This window comes from Streptomyces alboflavus (assembly GCF_000716675.1).
GTDB lineage: Bacteria > Actinomycetota > Actinomycetes > Streptomycetales > Streptomycetaceae > Streptomyces > Streptomyces alboflavus.
Genome location: NZ_JNXT01000059.1, coordinates 87901 through 113361 on the forward strand (window position 1 = coordinate 87901; position 25461 = coordinate 113361).

Annotated in this window: 25 protein-coding genes; 14 read left to right on the plus strand and 11 right to left on the minus strand. The window is 71.8% G+C overall.

The annotated features are described in order from the left end of the window. Window positions 1-102: 102 nt before the first annotated feature. From OO63_RS33360 to OO63_RS33370, 3 genes are all read left to right on the plus strand, one after another. The gene (locus tag OO63_RS33360) at window positions 103-879 is read left to right on the plus strand and encodes an SAM-dependent methyltransferase (RefSeq protein ID WP_193560839.1); all 777 of its coding nucleotides are present in this window, start codon (window positions 103-105) and stop codon (window positions 877-879) included. Window positions 880-1603: 724 nt separating this feature from the next. After that, entirely contained in the window at window positions 1604-2626 is a 1023-nt protein-coding gene (locus OO63_RS33365; RefSeq protein WP_051811414.1) for an aminoglycoside phosphotransferase family protein, read from the plus strand. 179 nt (window positions 2627-2805) lie between these two features. After that, a complete protein-coding gene (locus OO63_RS33370) occupies window positions 2806-3798 on the plus strand; it encodes a TAXI family TRAP transporter solute-binding subunit (RefSeq protein ID WP_030362832.1) in 993 nt (330 codons plus the stop codon). Between the two features lie 75 nt (window positions 3799-3873). Here OO63_RS33370 and OO63_RS33375 read toward each other — a convergent pair whose 3' ends face one another. Beyond that, window positions 3874-5346: a sensor histidine kinase gene (locus tag OO63_RS33375; protein ID WP_051834923.1), complete on the minus strand. Its 1473-nt coding sequence runs from the start codon at window positions 5344-5346 to the stop codon at window positions 3874-3876. Window positions 5347-5355: 9 nt separating this feature from the next. Then, window positions 5356-6045, minus strand: coding sequence for a response regulator transcription factor (locus tag OO63_RS33380; protein ID WP_030362834.1), 690 nt, complete (start codon window positions 6043-6045; stop codon window positions 5356-5358). Window positions 6046-6406: 361 nt separating this feature from the next. Here OO63_RS33380 and OO63_RS33385 point away from each other — a divergent pair, with 361 nt between their 5' ends. From OO63_RS33385 to OO63_RS33415, 8 genes are all read left to right on the plus strand, one after another. Further along, window positions 6407-7159 (plus strand): amino acid ABC transporter ATP-binding protein, encoded by a 753-nt coding sequence (locus OO63_RS33385; RefSeq protein ID WP_428835936.1) that lies wholly within the window; start codon window positions 6407-6409, stop codon window positions 7157-7159. Continuing rightward, a complete protein-coding gene (locus tag OO63_RS33390) occupies window positions 7083-8003 on the plus strand; it encodes a glutamate ABC transporter substrate-binding protein (protein ID WP_030362836.1) in 921 nt (306 codons plus the stop codon). Before OO63_RS33385 ends, OO63_RS33390 begins: the two co-directional genes overlap by 77 nt. Window positions 8004-8112: 109 nt before the next feature. After that, a complete protein-coding gene (locus OO63_RS33395; protein WP_030362837.1) occupies window positions 8113-8760 on the plus strand; it encodes an amino acid ABC transporter permease in 648 nt (215 codons plus the stop codon). Beyond that, window positions 8757-9854, plus strand: coding sequence for an amino acid ABC transporter permease (locus OO63_RS33400; protein WP_234311413.1), 1098 nt, complete (start codon window positions 8757-8759; stop codon window positions 9852-9854). The genes OO63_RS33395 and OO63_RS33400 overlap by 4 nt, the downstream gene beginning before the upstream one ends. A 222-nt stretch (window positions 9855-10076) precedes the next feature. Beyond that, window positions 10077-11867: an FAD-dependent monooxygenase gene (locus tag OO63_RS33405; RefSeq protein ID WP_078619521.1), complete on the plus strand. Its 1791-nt coding sequence runs from the start codon at window positions 10077-10079 to the stop codon at window positions 11865-11867. Window positions 11868-11934: 67 nt separating this feature from the next. Further along, on the plus strand, window positions 11935-12021 hold the full coding sequence (locus OO63_RS47620) for a putative leader peptide (RefSeq protein ID WP_346009348.1): 87 nt from the start codon (window positions 11935-11937) through the stop codon (window positions 12019-12021). Window positions 12022-12091: 70 nt separating this feature from the next. Next, window positions 12092-12652, plus strand: coding sequence for a cupin domain-containing protein (locus OO63_RS33410; protein WP_030362840.1), 561 nt, complete (start codon window positions 12092-12094; stop codon window positions 12650-12652). A 14-nt stretch (window positions 12653-12666) separates the two neighbouring features. Next, on the plus strand, window positions 12667-13107 hold the full coding sequence (locus OO63_RS33415) for a rhodanese-like domain-containing protein (protein ID WP_169786649.1): 441 nt from the start codon (window positions 12667-12669) through the stop codon (window positions 13105-13107). Between the two features lie 105 nt (window positions 13108-13212). On the opposite strand, the gene OO63_RS33420 is transcribed toward OO63_RS33415, so the two are convergent. The 4 genes from OO63_RS33420 to recA all read right to left on the minus strand — a co-directional run bounded on the left by OO63_RS33420 (window position 13213) and on the right by recA (window position 18562). Beyond that, window positions 13213-15774: an FtsX-like permease family protein gene (locus OO63_RS33420; RefSeq protein ID WP_030362842.1), complete on the minus strand. Its 2562-nt coding sequence runs from the start codon at window positions 15772-15774 to the stop codon at window positions 13213-13215. After that, complete coding sequence (locus OO63_RS33425; RefSeq protein WP_234311414.1) at window positions 15771-16574, minus strand: helix-turn-helix domain-containing protein; 804 nt, start codon at window positions 16572-16574, stop codon at window positions 15771-15773. Before OO63_RS33425 ends, OO63_RS33420 begins: the two co-directional genes overlap by 4 nt. A gap of 95 nt (window positions 16575-16669) precedes the next feature. Then, complete coding sequence (gene recX / locus OO63_RS33430) at window positions 16670-17431, minus strand: recombination regulator RecX (protein WP_030362844.1); 762 nt, start codon at window positions 17429-17431, stop codon at window positions 16670-16672. A 3-nt stretch (window positions 17432-17434) separates the two neighbouring features. Next, window positions 17435-18562, minus strand: coding sequence for a recombinase RecA (gene recA / locus OO63_RS33435; RefSeq protein ID WP_030362845.1), 1128 nt, complete (start codon window positions 18560-18562; stop codon window positions 17435-17437). Window positions 18563-18878: 316 nt separating this feature from the next. On the opposite strand from recA, the gene OO63_RS33440 reads away from it, so the two are divergent. Both OO63_RS33440 and OO63_RS33445 read left to right on the plus strand, forming a co-directional pair. After that, a complete protein-coding gene (locus tag OO63_RS33440) occupies window positions 18879-19676 on the plus strand; it encodes an ArsR/SmtB family transcription factor (RefSeq protein ID WP_030362846.1) in 798 nt (265 codons plus the stop codon). 188 nt (window positions 19677-19864) lie between these two features. Further along, the gene (locus OO63_RS33445; RefSeq protein ID WP_030362847.1) at window positions 19865-20800 is read left to right on the plus strand and encodes an SDR family NAD(P)-dependent oxidoreductase; all 936 of its coding nucleotides are present in this window, start codon (window positions 19865-19867) and stop codon (window positions 20798-20800) included. Window positions 20801-20810: 10 nt separating this feature from the next. Here OO63_RS33445 and OO63_RS33450 read toward each other — a convergent pair whose 3' ends face one another. Together OO63_RS33450 and OO63_RS33455 are read right to left on the minus strand one after the other, a co-directional pair. Beyond that, complete coding sequence (locus tag OO63_RS33450; protein ID WP_051811419.1) at window positions 20811-22052, minus strand: AI-2E family transporter; 1242 nt, start codon at window positions 22050-22052, stop codon at window positions 20811-20813. 125 nt (window positions 22053-22177) lie between these two features. Next, window positions 22178-22372: a DUF3046 domain-containing protein gene (locus OO63_RS33455; RefSeq protein ID WP_030362849.1), complete on the minus strand. Its 195-nt coding sequence runs from the start codon at window positions 22370-22372 to the stop codon at window positions 22178-22180. A 79-nt stretch (window positions 22373-22451) separates the two neighbouring features. Between OO63_RS33455 and OO63_RS33460 the strand changes: the two genes are divergently transcribed. Further along, entirely contained in the window at window positions 22452-23408 is a 957-nt protein-coding gene (locus tag OO63_RS33460) for a hypothetical protein (protein WP_030362850.1), read from the plus strand. 39 nt (window positions 23409-23447) lie between these two features. Here OO63_RS33460 and OO63_RS33465 read toward each other — a convergent pair whose 3' ends face one another. The 3 genes from OO63_RS33465 to OO63_RS33475 are packed head-to-tail and all read right to left on the minus strand — an operon-like array spanning window position 23448 to window position 25440. Next, on the minus strand, window positions 23448-23756 hold the full coding sequence (locus OO63_RS33465; RefSeq protein WP_030362851.1) for an AzlD domain-containing protein: 309 nt from the start codon (window positions 23754-23756) through the stop codon (window positions 23448-23450). Next, complete coding sequence (locus tag OO63_RS33470) at window positions 23753-24406, minus strand: AzlC family ABC transporter permease (protein WP_030362852.1); 654 nt, start codon at window positions 24404-24406, stop codon at window positions 23753-23755. Before OO63_RS33470 ends, OO63_RS33465 begins: the two co-directional genes overlap by 4 nt. A gap of 23 nt (window positions 24407-24429) precedes the next feature. After that, a complete protein-coding gene (locus OO63_RS33475; protein WP_030362853.1) occupies window positions 24430-25440 on the minus strand; it encodes an AraC family transcriptional regulator in 1011 nt (336 codons plus the stop codon). Window positions 25441-25461: the final 21 nt, after the last annotated feature.

A 25461-nucleotide genomic window follows, 5' to 3' on the forward strand; every position in this document is an offset into this window, starting at 1 on the left:
TAAAACGTCACGCCAGGAGGCGATCACGTGACCGCGAGCCCTTCTCCGCAGGAGTCGAACCCGCAGGACTCGGCCGACGCGGCCGACGCCGTACGGAACCGGATCAACACCGCGCAGCCGCACACGGCCCGCATCTGGAACTACTGGCTCGGCGGCAAGGACAACTACGCGGTCGACCGCGAGGCGGGCGACAGCATCCGTGAACTCCACCCGGGAATCGGCGACTACGCGCGCGCGGACCGCCTCTTCCTCGGCCGCGCGGTGCGGCACCTGGTGGCCGACTGCGGCGTGCGCCAGTTCCTCGACATCGGCACCGGACTGCCGACCGCGGACAACACCCACGAGGTGGCCCAGCGGATCGCTCCGGAGTCACGCATCGTCTACGTAGACAACGATCCGCTCGTCCTCACCCACGCGCGCGCCCTGCTGACGAGTTCCCCCGAGGGCCGGACGGACTACCTGGACGCCGACATGCGTGACGTCGAGGCCGTCCTGGAACACGCCTCGCAGACGCTGGACTTCAGCCGTCCGGTCGCGTTGATGCTCCTCGGAGTCGTGATCTTCATCGAGGACGACAAGGAGGCCCAGGGCCTCGTGCGCCGCATCATGGACGCGCTGCCCTCGGGGAGCTATCTCGTCCTGTCGCACACGATCACCAGTCCGGCGATGCCGGACGTCGACGCGGCGGTGGCCTTCTGGAACGAGCACGGCACTCCGAAGCTGACGCAGCGCACCCCGGAGCAGGTCGCCAAGTTCTTCGACGGTCTCGAACTGCTGGAGCCCGGCGTGGTCTCCTGCTCGCGGTGGCGCCCGGAGCCGACGGGGCTCGGCGAGCCGGACGAGGTGGCGATGTTCGGGGGTGTGGCCCGCAAGCACTGACGCGCGCCGCGCAGGTCGCGTGGCGCACGGGTCACGTGGTGCACGGGTCACATACCGCACAGGTCACGTGCCGTCGGGCCGAAGCGCCGCAGGGGGCACGGCAGCGGGCCCCAGTCCCTCCGGCCCTGGGCGTCCCTCCCGGCCCGGCCGACGGCCAGGTGGCATTGGTCTCCTCGGGCGGAGACGAGGCGGGGGCATGAGCGAACGGCGGCCAGGTGCTGCCGGAGCGGGGTGCCAGGCCCAGCCGAGGGGGCGCCGTGCAGGTGCGTGAAGGTGACCGCGTCGATGTTCGGGGTGGCGGCCTACTTCACGGAGGCTGTCCGGGAGGTGGTCGGCGTACGGCTCCCAGTCGCCCGCGGCCGTCGTGGGCAGCCGGCCGCGCGGCTTTGAGGCCCACCGCGCTGAGCCGCATGACCACAGGGCACGGCGGTGCCGCACAGAGGGAGCCCCACGCCACGACCACCGGCGCCCGCTGCCCCTGCGCGAACTGGCGGAGCGCATGTGCTGCGAGCCGTTCAACAGCACGTTCGTCGCCGACCGCGTGGAGGAGCAGGGGGGGGCAGGGGCTGGTCGCGCGCCGCCCGCACCCCTGCGACCGTGCCGAGTCACCTCTCGCGCCGCTGACCCAGCAGGAGCAGGGCACCCTCCAGGACCTGCTCCAACGCGCTGTCGACCGCTGAGAATTCGGTTTCGCCGGCGCGGTGCGGCCACGAAGAATGCCCCCATGACGACGCCCACCCACGAGCCCCACCAGCACGGCAAGCTGCACGCCGGGGAGCCCGACATCGACGTACCGCTGGTCCGGAAGCTGCTCGCGGCCCAGTTCCCGCAGTGGGCGCACCTGCCCGTCGAGCAGTTCCCGTCGGCCGGGACCGTCAACGCCGTGTTCCGGCTCGGCGACGACATGGCCGTACGCGTCCCCCGCATCGCCGGTGGCGCCGCGGACGTGGCCAAGGAGAGCCGCTGGCTGCCCTGGCTCGCGCCCCGGCTCCCGACGGCGATCCCCACCGTGCTGGGCCGCGGCGAGCCCGGCGAGGGCTATCCGTGGGTCTGGTCCGTCCACAGCTGGCTCGACGGCGAGAACCCGGCCGTCGGGGCGCTCACCTCGCCCGACGCGCTCGCCGCCGACCTCGCCGCGTTCGTCACGGCCATGCGCCACGCCGACCCCACGGACGCGCCGCCCGCCTATCGCGGGGCCCCTGTGGCGACGGAGGACGCCGAGACGCGCGCGGCGCTCGAGGAGCTGCGACGGCTGGGACAGTCGGGGCCAGAGGATCAGCCGAGCCGACCGGGTCACGCTGGTCAATCCTCCCCGGACACCACTCCCACCCCCTCCCCCGCCGTCGACACCCGCATCGACCTCGACGCCGCCACCGCCGTCTGGGAGGCCGCCCTCCGCACCCCCGAGTGGGACGCACCGCCCGTCTGGGTCCACTCCGACCTCATGCCCGGCAACCTGCTGGTCCGCGACGGCCGCCTCCAAGCCGTGATCGACTTCGGTACGGCGGGCGTGGGCGACCCCGCCTGCGACCTGATCGTGGCGTGGAACCTGCTGCCCGCCGACGCGCGTGAGACGTTCCGCGCCGCGACCGGCGCGGACGACGCGACGTGGGCGCGCGGGCGCGGCCGTGCGCTGTCCATGGCGCTCATCCAGCTGCCGTACTACGCCGTCACGAACCCGGCGCTCGCCGCCAACGCGCGCCATGTGATCCACGAGGTCCTGGCGGACCACGCGCGCGGCACCTGACACCGCCGCCCGGGCGCCCGTACCAGTACGGGGGCCCGGGACCGTGCCGGCACGGCCAAGCCCTCCCGCACCCGGTGCCCCCAGGAGCCACGCCCCCGCCGCCACAGCCTGGCGCCCCCGCCCGCACAGACACCGCCCTCCCTGGCCAGCACGCCGCGTGAGGTGGCAGGATCGCGCCCATGTTCGCGGCCCTCCACCTCAGCCGGCGCCGGGCCCTGCAGGCCTCGGCGGCGGCCCTAGTGGTGTTCGGGCTGCTCCTGTGGTGGCTGCTCCCGGTGGGCGAGAGTTCGCCGCAGGGCCGGATGACCTTCAGTACGGGAGTGAAGGGCGCCGTCTACGAGACGTACGGGAAGCTGCTGCGCAACGCCGCCGCGGACGACATGCCGGACGTCGACATCGACCTCCTCAACAGCGAGGGCTCGCAGCAGAACGTCGAGCGCGTCGCGACGGGCAAGGCCGACTTCACCATCGCGGCGGCCGACGCCGTGGAGAAGTACCGCCTGGAGGACCGGCCCGGCGCGGACCGGCTGCAGGGCTGCGCACGGCTGTACGACGACTACGTACAGCTCGTCGTGCGGCGCTCCTCCAAGATCGAAGAGGCCAAGGACCTGCGCGGGCAGCGGGTCGCCGTGGGGCAGCCGCGCTCGGGCGTGCGGCTGATCGCCGACCGGGTGCTCAAGGCCGCGGGGCTGCGGCTCGACAAGGACATCACGGCGCTGCCCGCGGGCATAGACACCGCCCCCGACCTGCTGCAGAGCGGCGACATCGACGCGTTCTTCTGGTCGGGCGGGCTGCCCACCAGCTCGGTGCGGGAGCTGTCCGAGGGCCTCGCCATCCGCCTCGTACCGCTCGGCGACCTCGTGAAGGCGCTGCACAAACAGGGCGGCGCGTCCCGCTACTACCGCGCCGCCACCATGCCGGCTGACGCCTACCCGCAGGCCCAGCAGAGCGCGTCCGTGCCGACCCTGGCCGTGGCGAACCTCCTGGTGACCACCGACCGGGCCGACCCGGAGCTGACGGAGGGGCTGACCCGGACCGTCATCGACAGCCGGGACCACATCGGCGCGCAGGTGCACGCGGCCCAGCTGGTCGACCTGCGCACCGCCCTGTACACCGACCCCCTGACCCTGCACGAGGGCGCGCGGCGCTACTACCGCTCGGTCAAACCCTGAGGCAGCACTCGCAAACCCTGAGGCAGCACCCGGCCCATCCCTCAGGCATCGCTCCAGCAAGCCCTGAGGCACCGCTCAGCCGCCCCCGGGCCCCCCGCCCGGCTCCGCTCCGGGGCCCTGCTTCCGAACCGCCCCCGCCCCCTCCGGCGCCTGCCTCGGAATGCCCACCGTCACCTTCAGGCCGCGCGGTTCATGGCGTTCGTACGCCATCGTGCCGCCGCCCGCCGCGAGCAGGGCCCGCGAGATCGACAGGCCGAGGCCGGAGCCCTTGACGTTCTGGTGACGGTTGCTGCGCCAGAAGCGGTCGCCGATGCGGGACAGTTCGTCGTCGGCGAGGCCGGGGCCGCCGTCGGTGACGACGATGGTGGTCCTGGAGTCGGCGGCGGCGACCCGCACCCGCACCTCCGCTCCCTCCGGTGTGAACTTCAGGGCGTTGTCGATCACCGCGTCCAGGGCGCTGGACAGGGCGATCGGGTCCGCCCAGCCGGTCGTCGCCGGGCACTCCCCGGCAAGACGCACGCCCCGCTCCTCGGCGAGCGGCCGCCAGGCGGCGACGCGCTCGGCCGCCAGCTCGCCGATGTCGGTGAGCTGGAGATCCGCCGCCGCGTGTTCCGCGAGCGCCAGGTCGAGCAGGTCGTCGAGGACCTGCGCGAGGCGCTTGCCTTCGGTGCGCACCGAGGCGATCTCCTCGTTGCCCTCGGGCAGTTCGAGGGCCAGGAGCTCGATGCGGAGCAGCAGGGCGGACAGCGGGTTGCGCAGTTGGTGCGAGGCGTCGGCGACGAAGGCGCGCTGCTGCTCGAGGACGTCTTCGACGTTGTCCGCCATCTCGTTGAACGACCGGGCCAGGCGCCTTAGTTCCGGCGGACCGCCGGCGGCCGCGACGCGGGAGGCGAGGCGGCCGGTGGCGATGTCGTGGGTGGTGGCGTCCAGGACCCGCACCGGGCGCAGGACCCAGCCGGTGAGGCGCAGCGCGGCGCCGACCGCGAGGAGCATGGCGGCGGACTCGCCCGCGCCGATGAGCAGCCAGCCGTGCAGGGTCTTCGCGCGCATGCGCCCGGTGGGCGAGTCGGTGACGACGACGGCCACGACGTCGCCGTCGCGGATCACCGGTGAGGCGACGACGATCCGTCCGCCCTCGTTCCAGGGCCATACCTGGGGCGGGTTGTGGCTGCCGCGGGAGCGCAGGGCCTCTTCGAAGGCGTCGCTCACGTCCCCGCCGCCGGTGGGCAGGTACCAGTCGCCGGGGGCGTGCGCCATGGGGAAGCGGTCGCGGAAGAACACGCCCGCCTTGATGCCGTACACCTCGTGGTAGTAGTCGAGTTCCTTCTGCAGGGTCTCGCGTCGCTCGTCCTTGTCGCGCACCCGTGAGCCCGAGGGGCGCTGGGTGACGAACTGCGCGAGCGCGGCGAAGCGCGCCGTGTCGTCGATGCGGTCGACGACCACCTTCTGCTGCTGTGCCGACGCCACGCTGACCGCGAGCGGGAAGCCCAGGGCGAGCAGCACGCCCGCCATGAGGACGATGAGGAGCGGTAGGAGGCGGGCGCGCACCTGTGCCCGCTACGACGCCGGGGCGACGAGCCGGTAGCCGACTCCGCGCACGGTCTCGATCAGGGCGGGCATGTGCAGCTTGGCGCGCAGGGACGCCACGTGCACCTCCAGCGTGCGCCCCGTGCCCTCCCAGCTCGTGCGCCACACCTCGCTGATGATCTGCTCGCGCCGGAAGACGACTCCCGGGCGCTGGGCGAGCAGCGCGAGCAGGTCGAACTCCTTGCGGGTCAGCTGGACCACGTCGCCGTCCACGCTGACCTGCCGGGTGGGCAGTTCGATACGGACGCTGCCGAGCCGCAGCTCGGTGTCGGCGGACTTCTTCGCGGCACCGGCCGAGGGGCGGCGGATGACGGCGTGGATGCGGGCGATGAGTTCCCCGGTGTCGTACGGCTTCACTACGTAGTCGTCGGCTCCGAGGTTGAGGCCGTGGATGCGGGAGCGGACGTCGGCACGGGCGGTGACCATGATGACGGGGATGGAGGTGCGCTTGCGGATCTTTCCGCAGACCTCGTAGCCGTCCTGGTCGGGCAGGCCGAGATCGAGGAGTACGACTCCGAAGGGCGCCGCTTCGCCGGGCAGCAGGGCCTGTAGTGCCTCCTCCCCGCTGCGGGCGTGGGTGACGGCGAAGCCGTGCCGGGCCAGGACCGCGGACAGGGCGGCGGCCACGTGGTCGTCGTCCTCGACGAGCAGCAGTCTCATGCGGTCTCCCTCCAGCCCATCGGCCCCCCACTCGTTCATCGGTCGTTCCGTTCCCGCTCACGCGGTCCCGCATGTGTGTTCGCGGCCGCCGGGCACGCGCGCGTGCGCGCGGATTTCAAGCGGCATACGGGCGCACGAAAGCACCCAAGGCATCCACGCCGATGGATAAGGACCGCGTCAAGGCCCTTAGGGTCACGGACACGTTCCGTTATGCACCCGGTACGCAGCCGGGGCGCCCTCTTCACACGGAGTGTCCGGTTGCGGCCGGATCGTTATGCTCAATTTCCCCTCAGATGTAATGACGCTGGTCGCACCGGGTTACTACTGTCCTCCCAACCCGAGGAGGATGGAGCAACAAGCCGTGACCGAAGTATCGGTGACCAAGGACGCCAAGCCCGCGGCGGACGACCTTGTCGTGCTGAAGGGTGTCAACAAGCACTTCGGCGCCCTGCACGTCCTCCAGGACATCGACCTGACCATCACCCGTGGTGAGGTCGTCGTCGTGATCGGTCCCTCCGGGTCGGGCAAGTCGACGCTGTGCCGCACCATCAACCGCCTGGAGACCATCGATGCGGGAGCGATCTCGATCGACGGCAAGCCGCTGCCCCAGGAGGGCAAGGAACTGGCCCGGCTCCGCGCGGACGTGGGCATGGTCTTCCAGTCCTTCAATCTCTTCGCGCACAAGACCGTGCTCGAGAACGTGATGCTGGGCCAGACCAAGGTGCGCAGGACGCCCAAGGCGGAGGCGGAGGAGAAGGCCCGCGCCCTGCTCGACCGGGTGGGTGTCGGCTCCCAGGCCGACAAGTACCCCGCGCAGCTCTCCGGCGGCCAGCAGCAACGCGTCGCGATCGCCCGCGCGTTGGCGATGGGACCCAAGGTGATGCTCTTCGACGAGCCGACCTCGGCCCTCGACCCGGAGATGATCAATGAGGTCCTCGAGGTCATGCAGCAGCTCGCCCGGGACGGCATGCCACCTTCGATGCCAGGACGCACCACAGCGTCTCCCTCAACCTCCGCCGAAACAAAGGATGTCCACCATGAAGGTTCGCAAGTCCGCCGCCGCGGCGGCGGTGATCGCCGCTCTCGCCCTGACCGCCACCGCCTGCGGCGGTGACTCCGGGACCGCCGGTGACAAGCCGAAGGGCGGCGCCGGTGGCAAGGACCAGCCGAAGCTGCCCACGTACACGGTCGCCAAGGACGTCAAGATCGACTCGCCGACCCTGAAGAAGGCGCAGAAGGACGGCGAGATCGTCTTCGGCGCCAAGAACGACCAGCCGTTCCTCGGCTTCGAGGACACCGACGGCAAGCGCTCCGGCTTCGACATCGAGATCGCCAAGATGGTGGCGGCCGACCTCGGCTTCCCCGCGAACAAGGTCAAGTTCGAGACGATCGACTCGAACGTGCGTGAGACGGCCATCTCCAAGGGCCAGGTCGACCTCTACGTAGGCACGTACACGATCAACGACGAGCGCAAGAAGCAGGTCGGGTTCGCCGGACCGTACTTCATGGCCGGTGCCGACCTGCTCGTCCGCAAGGACGACAAGGCCATCACGGGTCCGAAGTCCGTCAAGGGCAAGACGGTCTGCTCCATCAAGGGCTCGACTCCGCTGCAGGAGATCAAGAAGTCCAAGTACGGCGCCAAGACCGTCGAGCTGTCCAAGTACTCCGAGTGCGTTCAGCAGCTCCTGAACAAGGAGGTCGACGCCGTCACCACCGACGACGCGATCCTCAAGGGCTACGCCGCCCAGCGCCCGGAGAAGCTGAAGGTCGTCGGCGACCCCTTCACCAAGGAGCCGTACGGCGTCGGCATGAACAAGGACGACAAGGCCCTGCGGGACGCCGTCGCCGACGCCCTCGAGGCGCACCAGAAGAACGGTGACTACAAGAAGGCGTACGACGCGACCCTCGGCCTGTCCGGCTCCCCGTACCAGGAGCCCCCGGCCCTCGAGCGCTACTGACATCTCCGTTCGATCCACCGGCACTGAGCGTCGCGCCCTGTGGGTGCCGTCACGGCACGCGCAGGGCGCGGCAGCTCCGCCCGACAGCAGCCGCCGCTAGGACATCTCCGTGAATGTTTTGCTCGATCATCTCCCGGAATTCCGGGAGGGGTTCATAGGAACCATCCTGCTGACCCTGGCCAGCGGAGCCCTGGCGATGGTGCTGGGGATCGTGATCGCCGGGTTCCGCGTGTCCCCCGTGCCCCCGCTGCGCTTCTTCGGCGCGGCCTGGGTCACGCTCTTCCGGAACACCCCGCTCACGGTGCTCTTCCTCGTGGCGTGGTTCGTCGTTCCCGTGATCTTCATGCCGGGTCTCAGCCCCTGGACCAAGGCGCTGTTGGCACTCGGCTTCTACACCTCGGCGTTCGTCTGCGAGGCCATCAGGTCCGGCATCAACACGGTGCCCCTGGGCCAGGCCGAGGCCGCCCGCTCCATCGGCATGACGTTCTTCCAGACCCTGCGTCTGATCGTCCTGCCGCAGGCCACCCGCACGGTGATCCCTCCGCTCAGCTCGATCTTCATCGCCCTGACGAAGAACTCCGCCATCGCGGGCGCGTTCAGCGTGACGGAGCTGTTCGGCGTGCAGAAGCTGCTCAGCGACAAGGGCTTCGACATCGCCTGGATCTTCCTCTGGGTGGCCATCGGCTACCTGATCATCACCTTCACCATCAGCGGTCTCTTCCGGCTGCTTGAGCGCCGCTTGGGGGTCGCGCGATGAGTGCGAGCGTCCTGTACGACGCGCCGGGACCGAAGGCCCGTCTGCGCAACCGGATCTACACGGTCATCGGCTCGCTCGCCGTGCTCGGCCTGATCGTCTTCGCGATCTTCCGACTGCACGACAAGGGCCAGCTGGAGCCCGAGGTCTGGGACATCTTCAACAACGCGGGCGTGCGGAACAAGATCCGCGACGGCCTCCTGAGCACCCTCAAGGTGTTCGCCCTCGCGGGAGTCCTCTCGCTCGCCCTCGGCCTGCTGCTCTCCGTCGGCCGGCTCTCGGACCACCGGGCGATCCGCTGGTTCGCCACGGGCTTCATCGAGCTGTTCCGCGCCGTCCCGCTGCTGATCACCATCTACGCGCTGTGGGTGCTGATCCTCACGTACCAGAAGGACCTGGGCGTGATCGGCGAGAACGCCTCCTTCTGGGCCCTGGTCATCGGCCTCACCGTGTACAACGGCTGCGTCCAGGCCGAGGTGTTCCGCGCGGGCGTCAACGCCGTGCCCCGCGGTCAGGTCGAGGCCGGGTACGCGCTCGGCCTGCGCAAGTCGCAGGTCATGATCACCCTGCAGATGCCCCAGGCGATCCGCGCGATGCTGCCGACGGTCATCAGCCAGCTGGTGGTGACGCTGAAGGACACGTCCCTCGGCTACATCATCACGTACGACGAACTGCTCTTCGCCGCCCGCACGATGGCGAACAACATCATCGTCAACGGCGAGAACCCGATCACCCCCGTGGTCATCGTCGTCGGCGCCATCTACATCGTGATGTGTCTGGCCCTCTCGTCCCTCGCCACGTGGATCGAGCGGCGCGGCAGCAGGGCGAAGACGGGCATCAGGGTGGCGGCCGCCGCGGAGCCCGCCGAGGCCCCGCAGGTGCTCGACAAGCCCGTGTCCCCCGTCGTCCCGCCGACGGCGGACAGCGTGACCGTGGCGGAGGACGCGGCCTCTACGGAGAGGGCGGTCTCTACGGGGGACGCGTCCTCTACGGAGGGAGCGACTTCCACGGACGGTACGGCTGACGGTACGGCCCCGACCGACGGCGGTGCTGCCGAGCCGCCGGAGGACACCCCGCCTCCGGACCTCAAGAAGTAGCGTTCGCGCACGCACACCGCGATGGCCCGCCGGAACACCGGCGGGCCGTCGCCGTTCCGGTGCGCCGCCCAGTCTCCCGACGGGGTACGCCCCGAGCGTCCGCTTGACGGGGTGCCATGCAGTCTGTTGCATACGTTCTGTGATCGTGCACCGGGCTCCAACTGCCATTTCCTGTACGTACGTCCAGCGCCCCCGGACCGTCCTGGCAGGAGGCCGCGCGCCGTGGACCCGGTGATCGTCGTCGGCGCGGGTCCCGTCGGCCTCACCCTCGCCCTGGCCCTCGCACGTCACTCAGTTCCCACCGTGGTCCTCGACGAAGGACCCGGCAAGGACGAGCAGCGCCCCGCGCGGACCGCTGTCCTGCGCGAGGACACCACGGCGCTCGTCGAACGGCTCACCGGGCACTCCTTCGGCGACGCGGAGACCGGCGCGCGCTGGACCGGATGGCGTTCGATGCGCCGCAAGCAGGTGATGCGCGAGCTCACGTTCAGTGACGAGCTGCCTTCTCCGCTGCACGTCCCGCAGCACGAGCTGACCGGCGCGCTGCGCGCCGCCATCGCCGACGAACGCCTCGTCAAGGTCGCCGTGGAGAGCAAGCTCGACGCCCTGGAGCAGGACGCCTCCGGGCTCACCGCCCACACGCGCGGCCTCAAGGACACCTGGTGGCGTGGCAGTTATCTGGTGGGGTGCGACGGGCCCCGCTCGACGGTGCGCAAGCTGCTCGACGTCCGCTTCCCGGGGCGCACGGCGGTGGAGCGGCACGCGGTCGCCGCGCTGCGCACGGAACTTCCGTGGCCCGGCCAGGCGTTGTTGCATCGGAGCCCTCCTTGGCGCGGTGGCGGTGCCGAGGTGACGGGACGTCCGCTGGCCGACGGCGCGTGGCGGATCGACTGGCTCCTGCCGCCGCGCGGCGAGCTGGTGACACCCGACGTCCTCGTGACCCGCATCCGCGAGACGCTCGCCGGCTGGTCCGGCGGCGCCACACCGGCGTACGAACTGCTCGACACCGGCGTCCACACCGTCCACCACCGCCTCGCCCGCCGGTGGCGGGTCGGCCGTGCCTTCCTGGCCGGGGACGCCGCGCACCTCCTCGGCGCGCTCGGCACCCACGGCCTGGACGAGGGCCTGCGCGACGCGGACAACCTCGCCTGGAAGCTGGCCCTCGCCTGGCACCACGGCCCGCGCGAGGTCCTGCTCGACAGCTATCAGGCCGAGCGCCGCGGCGCCGTCTCCGGCCGGCTGCGCGCCGCCGACCAGGCGCTGCCCGCGCTGCGCGGCGGCAAGGGCCTGCGGGCGTATGTCCCAGGGACCGCGCGCGGGCAGGACGCCCTGCTCATGGACGGCCACGTGGGCAACGGACAGCTGGGCGGCCCCGGCAGGTACGCCGACTCGCCGCTGGCCCCGGAGAGTTCGGACTCCGTCGTGGCGGTGGACACGGAACCGGGCAGTCCGGTCACCGATGTGGGCGTGACCGCGCCCGACGGCACCTTCGTCCGGCTGCGGGACCGGCTCGGCCGCGGCCATCTGCTCGTCGTCCTTGTGGCGCCGGGCACCGTCGTGTGGGAGCGGCGGCACTGGGTGACGGCCGGGATCATGCCCCGGCTCGCCGCCGCGGTCACCGCGCTCCCCCACCCCGCCGAACTCCTCGTCGCGGAGGCCTACCCGGGCGCCGCGGCGCACAGCGTCCTTCTCGTACGCCCCGACGGCCATCTGGTCACCGCGCTCAGCGGGGTGCGTCCGGCGGAGCTGTACGCGGCGGCCGAGGCGGCGCTGGGTGAAGGGGCGGGGAAGGGGGGTGCGGGCGGGAGCGGTGCGGATTCCCGCTCCGGTTCGGGTCCCGGTTCCGGTCCCGGCGAGGCGTCCGGCGCCTCGCCCGAGCACATGTCCGACTCCGAATCGGGCGCGCCCGCCCGGGCCCCGTCCAACACCCCGTCCAACGCCCCCTCCAACGCCCCCTCCAACGCTCCGACCAGCGGAAAGCGCGGCCCCAAGAAGTCCGGTGGTTCATCCTGAGATCACCGACCGACCGGATGCTGAACATGAGTTGACCGTCTCCCGGCCGCATGGTCTACTCCGGACCATGACCGACACCGCTGTTCGCCTGTGGCGGAGGGTCCATATGGACCTCGTCCGCTATGCGGGCTGCGTGTGTCGGCCGTCCTGCTGAATTCGCCATTCCCCTTTCCGCGCATGCCGTACGTCGGCGTGCGCTTCCGCGAACTCACTGGACGGCCCCCATGTCTGCCTCCGTACCGGCCTCTGCTCCCGTACCCGCCGCGCTGCCCACGCCCGCCCGGCCGACGGCGAAGCCCACCTCGGCCGAGCTCCTCGACTTCGTGCGCCGCGCCGCGGCCGACACCGACCTCATCGCCTCGCTGCCCCTGGACGCGGAGGGCCGCACCTGGGTCCGCCTCGAAGGCCCCCAGGGAAGTGAGGCCTGGCTGATCGGCTGGCCGCCCGGCACCGGCACCGGCTGGCACGACCACGCCGAGTCGGTGGGCGCGTTCACCACCGCCGCGGGCACCCTCAAGGAGAACTCGCTCGCCGCCCGCCTGCCCACCGACGGCTGGAAGACCCTGGAACTCGCCGAGAGCGTCGACCGCGAACGCCGCCTCGCCACCGGACAGGGCCGGGCCTTCGGCCGCAACCACGTGCACGAGGTGCTCAACGAGTCCACGGACCAGCACGCCATCTCCGTGCACGCCTACTACCCCCCGCTCCCGCAGATCCGCCGCTACAGCCGTACCGGCGCCGTGCTGCGCCTGGAGCACGTCGAGCGCCCGGAGGACTGGCAGTGAGCGCGGGCCTGGAAGTGAACGGCGTCCCCGGGGTCCCGGCGGAGCAGCGCCCCTCCGGAGAACCCCAGTCCCCCGTGGGCATCGACGAGTTGCTGGAGCGGGTGCGGCGCGGGCTCGACCGGGTCACCCCTGAGCAGGCGTACGAGATCGCGTACTCGGACGGGCTGCTCGTCGACACCCGGTACGCGGAGCTGCGCGAGCGGGACGGCCTGATCCCCGGCGCCATCGTCGTCGAACGCAACGAACTGGAATGGCGCCTCGACCCCCAGGGCAGCCACCGCGCCCCCGAGGCCACCAGCCACGAACTGCGGGTCGTGGTGTTCTGCAACGAGGGCTACGCGTCGAGCCTCGCGGCCGCCTCCCTGCGGCAGTTGGGACTGCGGCACGCTACGGACCTCATCGGCGGGTTCCAGGCGTGGAAGGCGGCGGGCTTGCCGGTCGAGCAGGCCGAGTAGGCCGAGTAGGCCGAGTAGGAGTAACGAGTAGACGGGTAGACGGGTAAACGAGTAAGAGGCGTCCGCCATTGCGTACGCCCCTTACTCCCTCAGTGCGTACGCCGCCTACTCCCTGGCCGTCGCGAGCGTGACCGGGCGTGGCTTCAGGGCGGCCCGGCCGGGCAGTGCCGTCGCCGTCAGGGCGAGCAGCCCGGCGACGCCGACCACGGCCGCGAGGACGAGGGGCAGGACGGCCGGCGCCGCGGCGCCGGTCATGCCGACGCTGAAGCCGGTCAGGACAGCGAGGGCGATGCCACTGCCGAGCACGGTCGCGAGGAGCAGGACGGCGAGTGCCTCGGTGCGCAGCATCCGCAGGACCTGGCGGCGCGTCGCGCCGGCGAGGCGGAGCAGCGCGAACTCCCGGGCGCGTTCGGAGATCGACATGGCGAACGTGTTGACGACGGCGATCGAGGTGAACGCCAGGATCAGGCCCATGGCCACGTGGTTCACCTCGGCGTTCGCCTGCCCGCGCTCGGCCTGGAGGGTGCCGACCGCGGAGGGTGACTGTACTTGTACGTTCGGGAACTTCGTGAGGGCCTTGGAGAGTTGATCCTTCGTACGGTCGGTCTTGACGAGGACCGTGGCGGCGAGCGGGTTGTCGACGTGGCGGGCGACCAGCGCGTGGGCCATGGTCAGATCGCCGAAGCCGAGCCCGCGCGCGTAGACGGCGGTGACCTTCAGGGTCGTCGGGGTGCCGTCGCCGAGGGTGAGCTTGAGGCTGCTGCCGGGCCGCACGCCGAGCTGGTCGGCAGCGACCTCGCTGAGGGCGACATCGCCCGCGCCGAAGGACGTCAGCGAGCCCGCGGTGACATCCGGGTCCCAGGTGTGCCCGAGGCCCGCCGGGGTCACGCCCTGCGCCGGGTACTTGTCGAGGCCGACGCGGACGGTCGTGCGGACGACCTCGGTGACGGCGTCGACGCCCGCGGCTGTCCGCAGCTGCCCGGCGGCCTGCCCGGGCACGCCCGGCCCCCGCGCGGTCAGGACCCAGTCCGCGCGGACGCCGTCGCGGGCCTGGGCGGTGGCGGCGGCGTCGAGCGTGGGCTGGACGAACAGGACGGTGCAGGTCATGCCGATGAGCAGGACGAGGGGGGTGACGGCTGCGGCCATGCGGGCGGCGTTGCCGCGCAGGTTGGCGTGCGCGAGGCGGCCGCCGGGGCCGGTCATGCGCAGCGGGAGGCGGAGCAGGGCGGCGGCCGCCTTCACGATGAGCGGCCCGAGCAGGGCGACGGAGGTGGCGAGGACCACAACGGCCAGGAAGGTGACGGGAGTCGAGGCGGGTTCGGTGCGCAGGCTGCCGAGGACGACGACGAGGGCGATCCCTCCGGCGAGGAGGGCGAGGCCTGCCCCGATGCGGGCCCAGGACGGCCTTGTGGGCTCAACGCGGGCCTCGGCGAGGGCTTCGCCCGGGCGGATCCGCACGATGCGGCGCGCGGAGAGGCGGGCGGCGGCCCAGGCGCCCAGGAGCGTCGCGGCGAAGGCGGCGAGCAGCGGGAAGGGGCTGACGACGCGGTCGAGGGTCGCCGGGACCGCGCCGCGGGACACGAACTCGTCGTACAACAGGCCGCCGAGCGGGATTCCGGCGAGCGCGCCGAGCACTCCCCCGGCCGCTCCGACGATGAGCGCCTCACGGCCGAGCAGACGGCGGATCTGCTTGGGGCTCGCGGCGATGGCGCGCAGCAGGGCCAGTTCGCGGTGGCGCTGCTGGATGGAGAGCGCGAAGGTGCCGACGACCACGAGGACGGCGACGAGCAGGGAGGTGCCGCCCATCGCGCCGCCGATGCTGACCAGGCGCACCCGGGCGCCCGCGGCGTCGAGGAACTCGACCGGCCCCCGGTCGCCACCGGCGTTGACCTGCGCGGTCGTGCCGCTGAGTGCCTTCTTGACGGCGTCCTTGAGCTGGTCGGCGGAGGTGCCGTCGGCCGGTACGACACCCACGGCGGTGACCTTGCCCGGGTGGGCGGCGAGCCGCTGGGCCTCCTGGGTGGAGAAGAACAGCGCGGTCTGGTGTGCGAGCGCGCCGTCGCCACTGCCGTCGCCGCGGCCGGGAGTGGCGATGCCCGTGACGCGGTACGTGCGCGGGGCCTGTGTCGACTGCACGGTGAGGCGGTCGCCGGGTTCGAGTCCGGCGCGGTCGGCGAGGCCGCGGTCGATGACGAGGTCGGTGTCGGCGCGCGGGGCCCGGCCTGTGGCGATCCGGAAGGGCGTGAGGGCGGCCGACGTCCAGGCGTGGCCGTACGCGGGGCGGCTCGCGTCACGCGCCCCCGGGGGCGTCGACGGCTCGGCCAAGAAGGTCAGTTCGGGCACGACCTTGCCGACGCCGGGGACGTCCTTGAGCCGTTGCGTGACGCTGTCCGGCAGCCAGGCCCGCTCGGCGATCGGCTTGGCCTTGTGCTTGACCTTGGTCTTGCCCTTCTTGTGCTTGACCGTCGTCTTGTGGACGTTCTGGTCCGCGGAGACCATCACGGGGGCGGCGGCGTAGCGCTCGGTGCGGATGGTGCCGCGCAGGCCTGTCTCCAGGAGCGTGCCGCAGGCCGTGATGAGCGCTGCGGCGCACATCAACGCGACGAACGCGCCGAGGAATCCGCCTTTGCGGTCCCGGATCGTCTGCAGTGCGTAGCTCAGCATCATGGCGTCTGGGGGCCTTTGCGGTTGTCGGCGGCCTCGTCGGTCACCGGGGTCGGGAAGGCGAGGAAGCGGGTGAGCACCGTGCGCGCGCCGGGCGGGGTGTCGGCTTCGGGGCGCTTGTAGCGGTTGAGGAGCGCGATGTACTCCTCGAAGAACTCACGGAGTTCGGCCACCGTCAGGCGCATCGTGCCGCGTGAGTACGGGAAGGCGTCGGCCCATTCGCCTGCGTCGTCGGCGTCGGTCTCCTGCTGGAGCCGGGCGAAGAGTTCGAGGTCGGCGGCGTACGCGTGGTGGTTCAGCTCGTCCATGACGAGCCGTGTCTCGGCGCTCTGCCGACTGCGGGGCGGGAAGCGCCGGTCGCCGGGGATCATTCGCCACCAGCGCTCCCGCCCGTGCCCGGGGCCCGGTGTCTCCTCGACGAAGCCGTAGCGCGCCAGTTCGCGGAGGTGGTAGCTGGTGGCTCCGGTGTTGAGGCCGAGGGCGCGCGCCAGTGTCGCGGAGGTGGCGGGGCCGTGCAGGGTGAGGTGCTGCAGCATCTGCTGGCGCCGGGGCTGCGCGAGCGCCTTGAGCACCTGGAGGTCGTCGAGCTCCTGTGGTGCGGGCGGGAGGTGGCTGCTCGCGGGGGTGCCGCCCGCCGACGCCTCGGAGGGGGCGCCGCTCGCCAGCGCCTCGGCCTGCGTGCCGCTCTCAGGTGCCCCGGCGGGCCTGCCGCCCTCCGGAACCCCGGCGGGGGTGCCGTCTTGGGAGGCACTGCCCTCACCGAGCACGGCGTCGTCGTCAGTGGTGCTCTCGTCCTGAGCCATGCGTACACAGTCGCCTGTGCACAGGTATCTGTGCACTGAGGCGACCAGGCATGTTCAGGGTGGGGACAACCCCACCCTCTGGCCGGGATCCCAGGTCAGTACGCCTCGTACCCCAGGTCGTCCGTGTCCTCCCCCTCTTCCTCCAGGGCCTGGCGCACGACCCGGAGCGCCATGCCCTCCGCGTACCCCTTGCGGGCGAGCATGCCGGCGAGGCGGCGGAGTCTCTTGTCCCGGTCGAGGCCGCGGGTGGAGCGGAGCTTGCGGGCGACGAGCTCGCGGGCGGTCGCTTCTTCCTGGTCCGCGTCCAACTGCCCGACGGCCTCGTCGATCACGGCCGAGTCCACGCCCTTGGTGCGCAGCTCCCGCGCGAGCGCCCGCCGCGCCAGGCCCCGGCCGTGGTGCCGGGACTCGACCCAGGCGTCCGCGAAGGCCTCGTCGTTGATGAGGCCGACCTCCTCGAAACGGGACAGCACTTCCTCCGCCACGTCGTCGGGGATCTCCCGCTTGCGCAACGCGTCGGCGAGCTGCTTGCGCGTGCGCGGGGTCCCGGTGAGCAGGCGCAGGCAGATGGCCCGCGCCCGCTCAGCCGGGTCCCCCGTGGGCGGTTCCCCGTCCTCGGCCCTCGACGAGGACGGGGAACCGCTGTCCTGTTGGCCGCCGAAGCCGCCGCGCCGCCGACGGCCACCGGCGCGACCGCCCCTGCCGCCACGACCGCCGCCGCGCGGGCCGCCGCTCTCGTCGTCGCCCGGGAGTCCCGGGGCGACACCGGCCGGGGCGCGGCCGTCCGGGCCGACGGCCTCGGGGCGGCTTCGCCCCGCGGGGTCGGCGCGGTCCGCCCAGTCGGTTCGTCGCGTCATGGCCTAGCTCTTGGCCGCCGCGGCCTTGGACTTGGTGGCCTTGACCGCGGGGGCGGGCACGGTCTTGGCGGCGTCAGCCTCCGCGGGGGCCGGGGTGACCGCGGCATCCGCGCCCGGCTCCGCCGGAGTCTCCGGGCGCACGCCGACGCCCAGCTTCTCCTTGATCTTCTTCTCGATCTCGTTGGCGAGGTCGGGGTTGTCCTTGAGGAAGTTGCGGGCGTTCTCCTTGCCCTGGCCGAGCTGGTCGCCCTCGTACGTGTACCAGGCGCCGGCCTTGCGGACGAAGCCGTGCTCCACGCCCATGTCGATCAGGCCGCCCTCGCGGCTGATGCCCTGGCCGTAGAGGATGTCGAACTCGGCCTGCTTGAAGGGGGGCGCGACCTTGTTCTTGACGACCTTGACGCGGGTGCGGTTGCCCACCGCGTCCGTGCCGTCCTTGAGGGTCTCGATGCGGCGGATGTCCATGCGCACGGAGGCGTAGAACTTCAGCGCGCGGCCACCGGTCGTGGTCTCCGGGGAGCCGAACATCACGCCGATCTTCTCGCGGAGCTGGTTGATGAAGATCGCGGTGGTCTTGGACTGGTTGAGCGCACTGGTGATCTTCCGGAGCGCCTGGCTCATCAGACGGGCCTGCAGACCCACGTGCGAGTCGCCCATCTCGCCCTCGATCTCCGCGCGCGGCACCAGGGCGGCGACGGAGTCGATGACGATCAGGTCGAGGGCGCCGGAGCGGACGAGCATGTCGACGATCTCGAGGGCCTGCTCGCCGTTGTCCGGCTGGGACAGGATGAGGTTGTCGATGTCGACGCCGAGCTTCTTGGCGTACTCCGGGTCGAGGGCGTGCTCGGCGTCCACGAAGGCCACCGCGCCGCCGGCCCGCTGGGCGTTGGCCACGGCGTGCAGGGTGAGGGTCGTCTTGCCGGAGGACTCCGGGCCGTACACCTCCACCACGCGGCCGCGGGGGATGCCGCCGACGCCGAGTGCGACGTCGAGTGCGGTCGACCCGGTGGGGATGACCTCGATGGGCTCGTTCGGCCGCTCGCCCATGCGCATCACTGCGCCCTTGCCGAATTGCCGTTCAATCTGTGCGAGCGCGGCGTCGAGCGCCTTCTCGCGGTCGGTTCCTGCCATGGGTTCCACCCGATTTGCTTGAGTCGATCGCTTCACGTCAAAGACGCTAACGCCTGCCACTGACAATGCGCCCCGACGCCCGCCCGGCCTGTGGATAACTCCGGGCGATCCGCCCTCCTCGAGCCACCGGCGCGGCCCGGGGATCCCCCCGTGAACCCCCGGGAACGCGCCACCAGAACCCCTATATGAATGGATGTTCGATTTCACTGTCAAGCGCACCACGCGGCACCGACTCGCATCCGCTTGACATGCAGCCAAACAGCTGCCCATCATGAAAAGGCAGCCACTTGGCTGCATTACTGGGGGTGGCAGACACGTGGACGCGGTGTTCAAGGCACTGGCCGACCCCAGTCGCCGTCGGCTGCTGGACCGGCTCCGGGACCGCAACGGGCAGACCCTGCGGGAGCTGTGCGCGGGACTGGACATGGCCCGGCAGTCGGTCAGCAAGCACCTGGCCGTGCTGGAGGCGGCCGAGCTGGTGACCACGGTGCGGCAGGGGCGGGAGAAGCTGCACTACTTGAACGCCGCTCCGATCAACGCCATCGCGGAGCGATGGATCAGCCGATTCGACCGCGAGCGGGTCAACGCCCTCGCGGACCTGAAGAGAGCACTGGAGCAACCTCCCATGGACAACAAGACCTTCGTCTACACGACCTACATCCGCACGACCCCCGAGCAGCTCTGGCAGGCCCTGACCGACCCGGCCTTCACCAGCCGCTACTGGGGCGTCAGCTTCCGGACCGACTGGGCCAAGGGATCCCCCATGGCCTGGGCCGAGGCCGACGGCAGCGTCACCGAGCACCCCGAGCAGGTCGTCCTCGCCCACGAGCCCCACAGCCGACTGTCCTACACCTGGCACACCTTCAGCCCGGAGTGGGCCGCGGCCAACGGCATCAGCGAGGAGACGCGCGCCCGGCTCGCCGCGGAGCGCCGCTCCCAGGTCACCTTCGCCCTCGAGCCGCACGGCGACCAGGTCAAGCTGACCGTCACCCACGAATTCGACCCCGCCGGCGCACTGCACGCGATGTGCAGCCAGGGCTGGCCGGCCATCCTCTCCAGCCTGAAGAGCCTCCTGGAGACGGGCGAACCGCTCGTCGAGGCGCACGAGGGCTGACTCCGTGGTCGACGGCGCAGGCAGGCCCGCGCCCCCTCCGCCCGACAGCCCGCCCGGTGTTCCCCGGAGGGCTGTCGGCAGCCTGTCGGCGCCGACGGACGAATCATCACCAGGGTGTCGGCGGCGGCTGCGACGGTGAACGCGTCGATACCGCCCGCGTGAGCGGCACCCGAGCGCGAGGAACCGCTGTGCACCAGCCCTGGGACGTCCACGTCCTGCCGTCCGCCCCGGGGCGGACCTTCCTGATCACCGGGGGCAACGCCGGTATCGGCTACTTCGTGGCGGAGCAGCTCGCCGCGACCGGAGCCCGGATCGTGCTCGGCAGCCGGGACCCGCGGAAGGCCGAGGCCGCCATGACCTCGATCCGCTCGTACGTCCCCGGGGCCCGCCTGCACCACCTGCCGCTGGACCTGGCCGAACCGGCGTCCCTGAAGTCCGCCGTGGACGCATGGGACATCGACCGCCTGGACGCGGTGGTCCACAACGCCGGGATCGCGCTCGACGATCCACCACGTCGCGAGAACAGGCACGGCCACGAGCTGATGTTCGCCACCAACCACCTCGGCCACTTCGCGCTGACCGGATGGCTCGCACCGCTGCTCGCCGCGGCACCGGCGGGACGCGTCGTGACGGTCGGCAGTTTCGCGGCCCGGTCCGAACGCCTCGACCCGGCCGATCTGCAGTGCGCCCACGACTACCGGCCGAAGCGCGCCTACGGCCGCTCGAAGCTGGCGCAGATGGTCTTCGGCTTCGAGCTCGACCGCCGCCTGCGTGCCGTCGGCAGCCCGGTACGCAGTGTGGTGGCCCATCCCGGGGGCGCGCTGGACGCCCTCACGCCTTCCCGGCCGCCGGTGCACTCCCGGAGCGTCGGCGAGCGGCTGCGCGGCCTGCCCGCCGGGCTGCTGGTCCAGAGCAAGGACGCGGGGGCGTGGCCCCTCGTGCGGGCCGTCCTGGACCCGGACGTACACGGAGGGCAGCTGTGGGGGCCGGGCGTCTTCGGCCTGCGCGGCAGGCCCCGGCTTGAGCCGGTACCGCCGCACATGGCCGATCCCGCGGTCGCGGCCCGGCTGTGGGCGGCCAGTTGCGACCTCGTGGGCGTCGACCCGGGCCTCGGCCTGACGTAGCCGCGCTCCGCTACCGCGCGTCGGGCGGCGTCTCGTCCCCGGGCCCCGACACCAGGCGCCGCACGCGCGCGAGGAGGGACGATCCGTCGCGGCGACGGTGCCCGTGCACGCGCGGGTCGTCCATGACGTCGTACCGCTTCACGTACGCCCCCAGGAAGGCCTGCAGCGTCGCAACCGCCGGGATGGCGACCAGGGCGCCGACCGCGCCGAGGAGCGCCGTGCCGGCGATGACCGACCCGAAGGCGACCGCCGGGTGGATGTCCACGCTCTTGGCGGTGAGCTTGGGCTGCAGGACGTAGTTCTCGAACTGCTGATAGATCACGACGAAGATCAGCACCCACAGCGCGTACCAGGGGTCCACGGTGAAGGCGATCAGCATCGGCAAGGCGCCCGCGAGATAGGTGCCGATCGTCGGGATGAACTGCGAGACCAGGCCGACCCACACCGCGAGCACGGGGGCGTAGGGAACTTCGAGGACCTGGAGCAGGATGTAGTGCGCGATCCCGGAGATCAGCGCCATCAGACCGCGGGAGTAGAGATAGCCGCCGGTCTTGTTGACCGCGATCTCCCAGGCGCGCAGGACCTCGGCCTGCTTGGCGGGCGGCAGCACGGAGCACAGCGCGCGCCGCAGCCGGGGCCCGTCGGCGGCGAAGTAGAACGAGAACAGCAGGATCGTCAGGAGCTGGAAGAGACCACCGAGCACCTGGGCGGAGACATCCAGGACACCGCTCGCGCTGTTCTGGACGTACTTCCGCAGCCAGTCGGAGTGGATGAGGCTGTCCTGGACCTCGACCCGGGACAGGTCCGTGTCGAAGGTCATGTTGATCCAGCGGATGACCTTGTCCAGATAGTCGGGGAAGTCCTCGACCATGTCGACGATCTGGCCCGCGAGCATGGATCCCATCATGGTGATGAAGCCCGCGCTCGCGATCAACACGCCCAGGAAGACGATGGCCGTGGCCAGGCCCCTGCGCAGCCCGCGGGCCGCCATCCAGCTCACGGCGGGCTCGACGGCGAGCGCCAGGAAGAACGCGATCAAGATATTGATCAACAGACCGGTGAGCTGGTGGAAGGCCCAGCTGCCGAGCTGGAAACAGGCGACCAGAGCGAGCGCGAGCACCATGGCGCGCGGCAGCCAGCGCGGCATGCCGGCGCCACGGGCCTGCTCCGCCGAGGGAGGCTGGGCGGACGGGGCGGTGCCGGGCGCTGCTGCCTCGGGGGTGATCTGTGCGGTCTCGTCTGTGGGTGCCACCGTGCCAGTCTCGCCCACGCCACGACCGTTCTGCCGCCGCCCCCGGATTTAGCGGTCTCTACGCGCGCGTGGAGACCGTCACCACGTACGTGAAGGCACGCCCTCCGCGACTGAGCTGCCCTGTGTCAGCGGTTTTCAGCCGGTACGTTCATGGCCGAGCACACCGCCCGCCACACGTCCTTCGCCTCCCAGCCCGCGTCAAGGGCCTGGTGCACCGTGCGCCCGCCGAGCTCCGTCATCACATGATCGCGCGCGAAGGTCTCGGCGTACCCCGCGCCGAAGTGAGCCGCCATCCGCTGCCAGAAGACCGTCAACCGCATGCGTCCAGTATCGCGCCCCTGAGAGTGCAGCCCCGCACAGAGGGCTTCCCCCAGCCGCGTTCCGCCCTACCTTCTGAACATGGCCGAAAACGGAGCGTCCCCGCACACCGCTTCCTCCCCGTCGCCGTCCTCCCCGCTGCGCCGCGCCGAGCAGTTCGTCTGGCTCACCGCGCGCGTGCTCGAACAGCGACGGTTCGCGTACCACTTCCTGGACGGCGGCACCGGGAGCGCCGACGCGGTGGAGACAGCGCTGGCCGCGTACGGCAACGAGGACGGGGGGTACGGCCACGCGCTCGAACCCGACCTGCGCGGGCCGGTCAGCCAGCCGCTGCACACCGGGCACGCGCTGCGCGTCCTGGACTCAATCCAGCGCTGCGGCGGCATGCGCGTGGAGCGGGTGTGCCGCTATCTGACCTCGGTGTCGACACCGGACGGCGCGCTCCCTGCGATCCATCCCAGCCAGCGCGGCTACCCCTCGGCGCCGTTCGTGCCCGTGGTGGCCGACCCGCCCAGCGAACTGCTCGCCACGGGTCCTGTGGTGGGCCTGCTGCACCGCAACGAGGTGTGGCACGCCTGGCTGTTCCGGGCCACCGACTTCTGCTGGCAGACCGTGGAGAGCCTGGAGAAGTCGCATCCGTACGAGATCCAGGCCGCCGTCGCCTTCCTGGACGGCGCGCCCGACCGCCCGCGCGCGGAGGCGGCCGCCGACCGGCTGGGCAGGCTGGTCCGCGAGCAGCGCCTGGCGGTCCTCGACCCGGAGCAGGCCGACGCCAACCCGGTCTCCCCGGGGTACGGCCCCGGGGAGCATCACTTCGCGTACGACTTCGCCAAGGCTCCGGAGTCGCTCGCCCGCGCGTGGTTCACGGATGACGAGATGACACGCTCCCTGGACTTCCTCGCGAACGAGCAACAAGGAGACGGCGGTTGGCCGATCCGGTGGCGTCAGTGGGCGCCGGGCACGGCCTTGGAGTGCCGTCCGATCGTCACGGTCGAGGCGCTGCGCACGCTGCGGGCGTACGGGCGGTCCATCGGCTGACGGCCCGCCTGGGCACACCGCGGTGCGGCCCTCCGGTGCTCACCCCGCCAGGGCCCGCACGCCCGCCGTGACGACGACGGCCGCCCCGATGACCACCAGGAAGGGCGCCCGCAACAGCAGCGCCAGGGCGGCTGCGGCCAGGCCCGCCGCCTTGGCGTCGAGCACGAGCACCCGGCCGTCGGCGAAGGCCTGCTGGGCCGTGAGGGCGGCGAGCAGGGCCACCGGCAGCAGGGCGGCCGTGCGCTGGACGAGCGGCCGCTCCAGGGCGCCCGCGGGCACGAGCAGGCCCGCGAGCTTGACGGCGTAGCAGCCGACGACCGTCACGGCGATGGCGATCCAGATGTTCAACGGTCTTCCCCTTGCGCGCTGTCGTCGGATGCCTGCTGTGCTCGCTGTGTTCTGCGCCCCTCTACGCGTTTGTGGCCCTCTACGTAGAGGACGACCGGGACAGCGAGAGCGGCGGCGAGGACCGGCACTCCGGAGGGCAGCACCGGCAGCAGTCCGAGTCCCAGGAGGACGGCGACGGCCGCGACCGCCCGCTGCGTCGTGGTCCGCACCATCGGCGCGAGCAGCGCGAGGAACACGGCGGGACCGGCGGCGTCGAGCCCCCAGGTGGCGGTGTCCCCGATGGCCTCCGCGCCGAGGGCGCCCAGGAACGTCGAGAGGTTCCACAGGAGGTAGAGGCTGACTCCGGTGACGACGAAACCGATCCGTGCCGCGCGCCGGCCGTGCTGCGCCAGCGAGACGGCCGTCGTCTCGTCGATCACCATGTGGGCGGCGAGCGGACGCACCGCGCGCGGGAGGGCGAGCAGTTGGGAGAGCCTGATCCCGTAGAAGGCGTTGCGCATGCTGAGGAAGACGGCGCCCACGGCGGCCGTGAACGGGCTCCCGCCCCCGGCGAGCGCGCCGACCAGCGCGAACTGGGAGGCGCCTGTGAAGGCCAGCAGGCTCAGCACGCAGGTCTGGAGCACGGTGAGGCCGCTCCCGGCCGACGTCACCCCGAAGGCGAAGCCGGAGAGGCCTACGGCGATTCCGACACCGAGGGCGTCGCGGACGACAGCGGAGTCGGGACGGGCCGGACCGGGACCGGCGCCGACCGCGGGGCCCGGGGCCTCAGGGGCTGCTTCGGAGTGCCCGGGTATGTCTGGGGATGATGTTCGCTCTGCCACCCCCCGGACGCTACGAGGGGCAGGTCGGGGCGGTCTTGTACGTTCTTGCGCTCCCGCTGGTAGGCACCCGGGGGCACCCCGACGATCCGCGCGAAGTGCCGGTTGAGGTGCGGCTGGTCGGTGAAGCCGACGGCGACGGCCGCCTCCGCGGGGCTCGTACCGGCGTCCAGGAGGTGGCGGGCGCGCCGCACGCGCGCGTCGGTGAGCCAGGCGTGCGGCGGCATGCCGTACGCGTCGCGGAAGGCCCGCAGCAGGGCGAAGGAGCTGACGCCGAGACCGGCGGCAAGGCGCTCCAGGCTCGGCGGGTCGACGAGCCGTTCCTCCAGGACGGCACGCGCGCGTGCCGCGACCCGCGCGCCCGCGGAGCGCACACCGCGCTGCGGCAGGTTGCCGCCGTTCGACCGCAGCAGCCGGGTGACGGCGACTCGCAGGAACGTGTCGGCGGCGAGCGCGTTGCCCTCCTCGGCCGCCCGCAGGACCCGGTGGACCAGGGCCACGGCGTACGGGTCGTCGAGGACCGGCAGGACGAAGCCGGGCGTCCCCCGCAGGGTGGTCGTCTCCCTGGCGATGGCGGCGACCACGTCGGGGGCCGGATAGACGGCTCCGTAGCGCCAGCCCTCAGGGTCTCCGGCGCGGCCAGTGTGCGGGGTGTCGGGGTTGATCAGGGCGATACTGCCGGGTCCGGCGTGCCGGTCGGCGCCGGTGTGCTGGAACACGTCGACGCCCTCGCGGATCGCCGCCATCACGAAGTGCTCGTGGGTGTGGCGCGCGAACGTCTTGCGGACGTAGTGGGCGCGCAGCAGGTCCACGCCGGGCAGCTCGGCGTACGTCCAGTGCCGTGCCTGCTCCGCCGAACCAGCCATACCTCCATTCTGCGCCCGTCC

Bases quoted from the DNA above. Each gene is read 5' to 3' on its own strand.
- OO63_RS33400 (WP_234311413.1), top strand. From the start codon at position 8,757: ATGAGTGCGAGCGTCCTGTACGACGCGCCGGGACCGAAGGCCCGTCTG.
- OO63_RS33390 (WP_030362836.1), top strand. From the start codon at position 7,083: ATGAAGGTTCGCAAGTCCGCCGCCGCGGCGGCGGTGATCGCCGCTCTC.
- OO63_RS33420 (WP_030362842.1), bottom strand. From the start codon at position 15,774: ATGATGCTGAGCTACGCACTGCAGACGATCCGGGACCGCAAAGGCGGA.
- OO63_RS47620 (WP_346009348.1), top strand. From the start codon at position 11,935: ATGACCGACACCGCTGTTCGCCTGTGGCGGAGGGTCCATATGGACCTC.
- OO63_RS33455 (WP_030362849.1), bottom strand. From the start codon at position 22,372: ATGCGGTTGACGGTCTTCTGGCAGCGGATGGCGGCTCACTTCGGCGCG.
- OO63_RS33425 (WP_234311414.1), bottom strand. From the start codon at position 16,574: ATGGCTCAGGACGAGAGCACCACTGACGACGACGCCGTGCTCGGTGAG.
- OO63_RS33370 (WP_030362832.1), top strand. From the start codon at position 2,806: ATGTTCGCGGCCCTCCACCTCAGCCGGCGCCGGGCCCTGCAGGCCTCG.
- recA (WP_030362845.1), bottom strand. From the start codon at position 18,562: ATGGCAGGAACCGACCGCGAGAAGGCGCTCGACGCCGCGCTCGCACAG.
- OO63_RS33380 (WP_030362834.1), bottom strand. From the start codon at position 6,045: ATGAGACTGCTGCTCGTCGAGGACGACGACCACGTGGCCGCCGCCCTG.
- recX (WP_030362844.1), bottom strand. From the start codon at position 17,431: ATGACGCGACGAACCGACTGGGCGGACCGCGCCGACCCCGCGGGGCGA.
- OO63_RS33410 (WP_030362840.1), top strand. From the start codon at position 12,092: ATGTCTGCCTCCGTACCGGCCTCTGCTCCCGTACCCGCCGCGCTGCCC.
- OO63_RS33365 (WP_051811414.1), top strand. From the start codon at position 1,604: ATGACGACGCCCACCCACGAGCCCCACCAGCACGGCAAGCTGCACGCC.
- OO63_RS33475 (WP_030362853.1), bottom strand. From the start codon at position 25,440: ATGGCTGGTTCGGCGGAGCAGGCACGGCACTGGACGTACGCCGAGCTG.
- OO63_RS33460 (WP_030362850.1), top strand. From the start codon at position 22,452: ATGGCCGAAAACGGAGCGTCCCCGCACACCGCTTCCTCCCCGTCGCCG.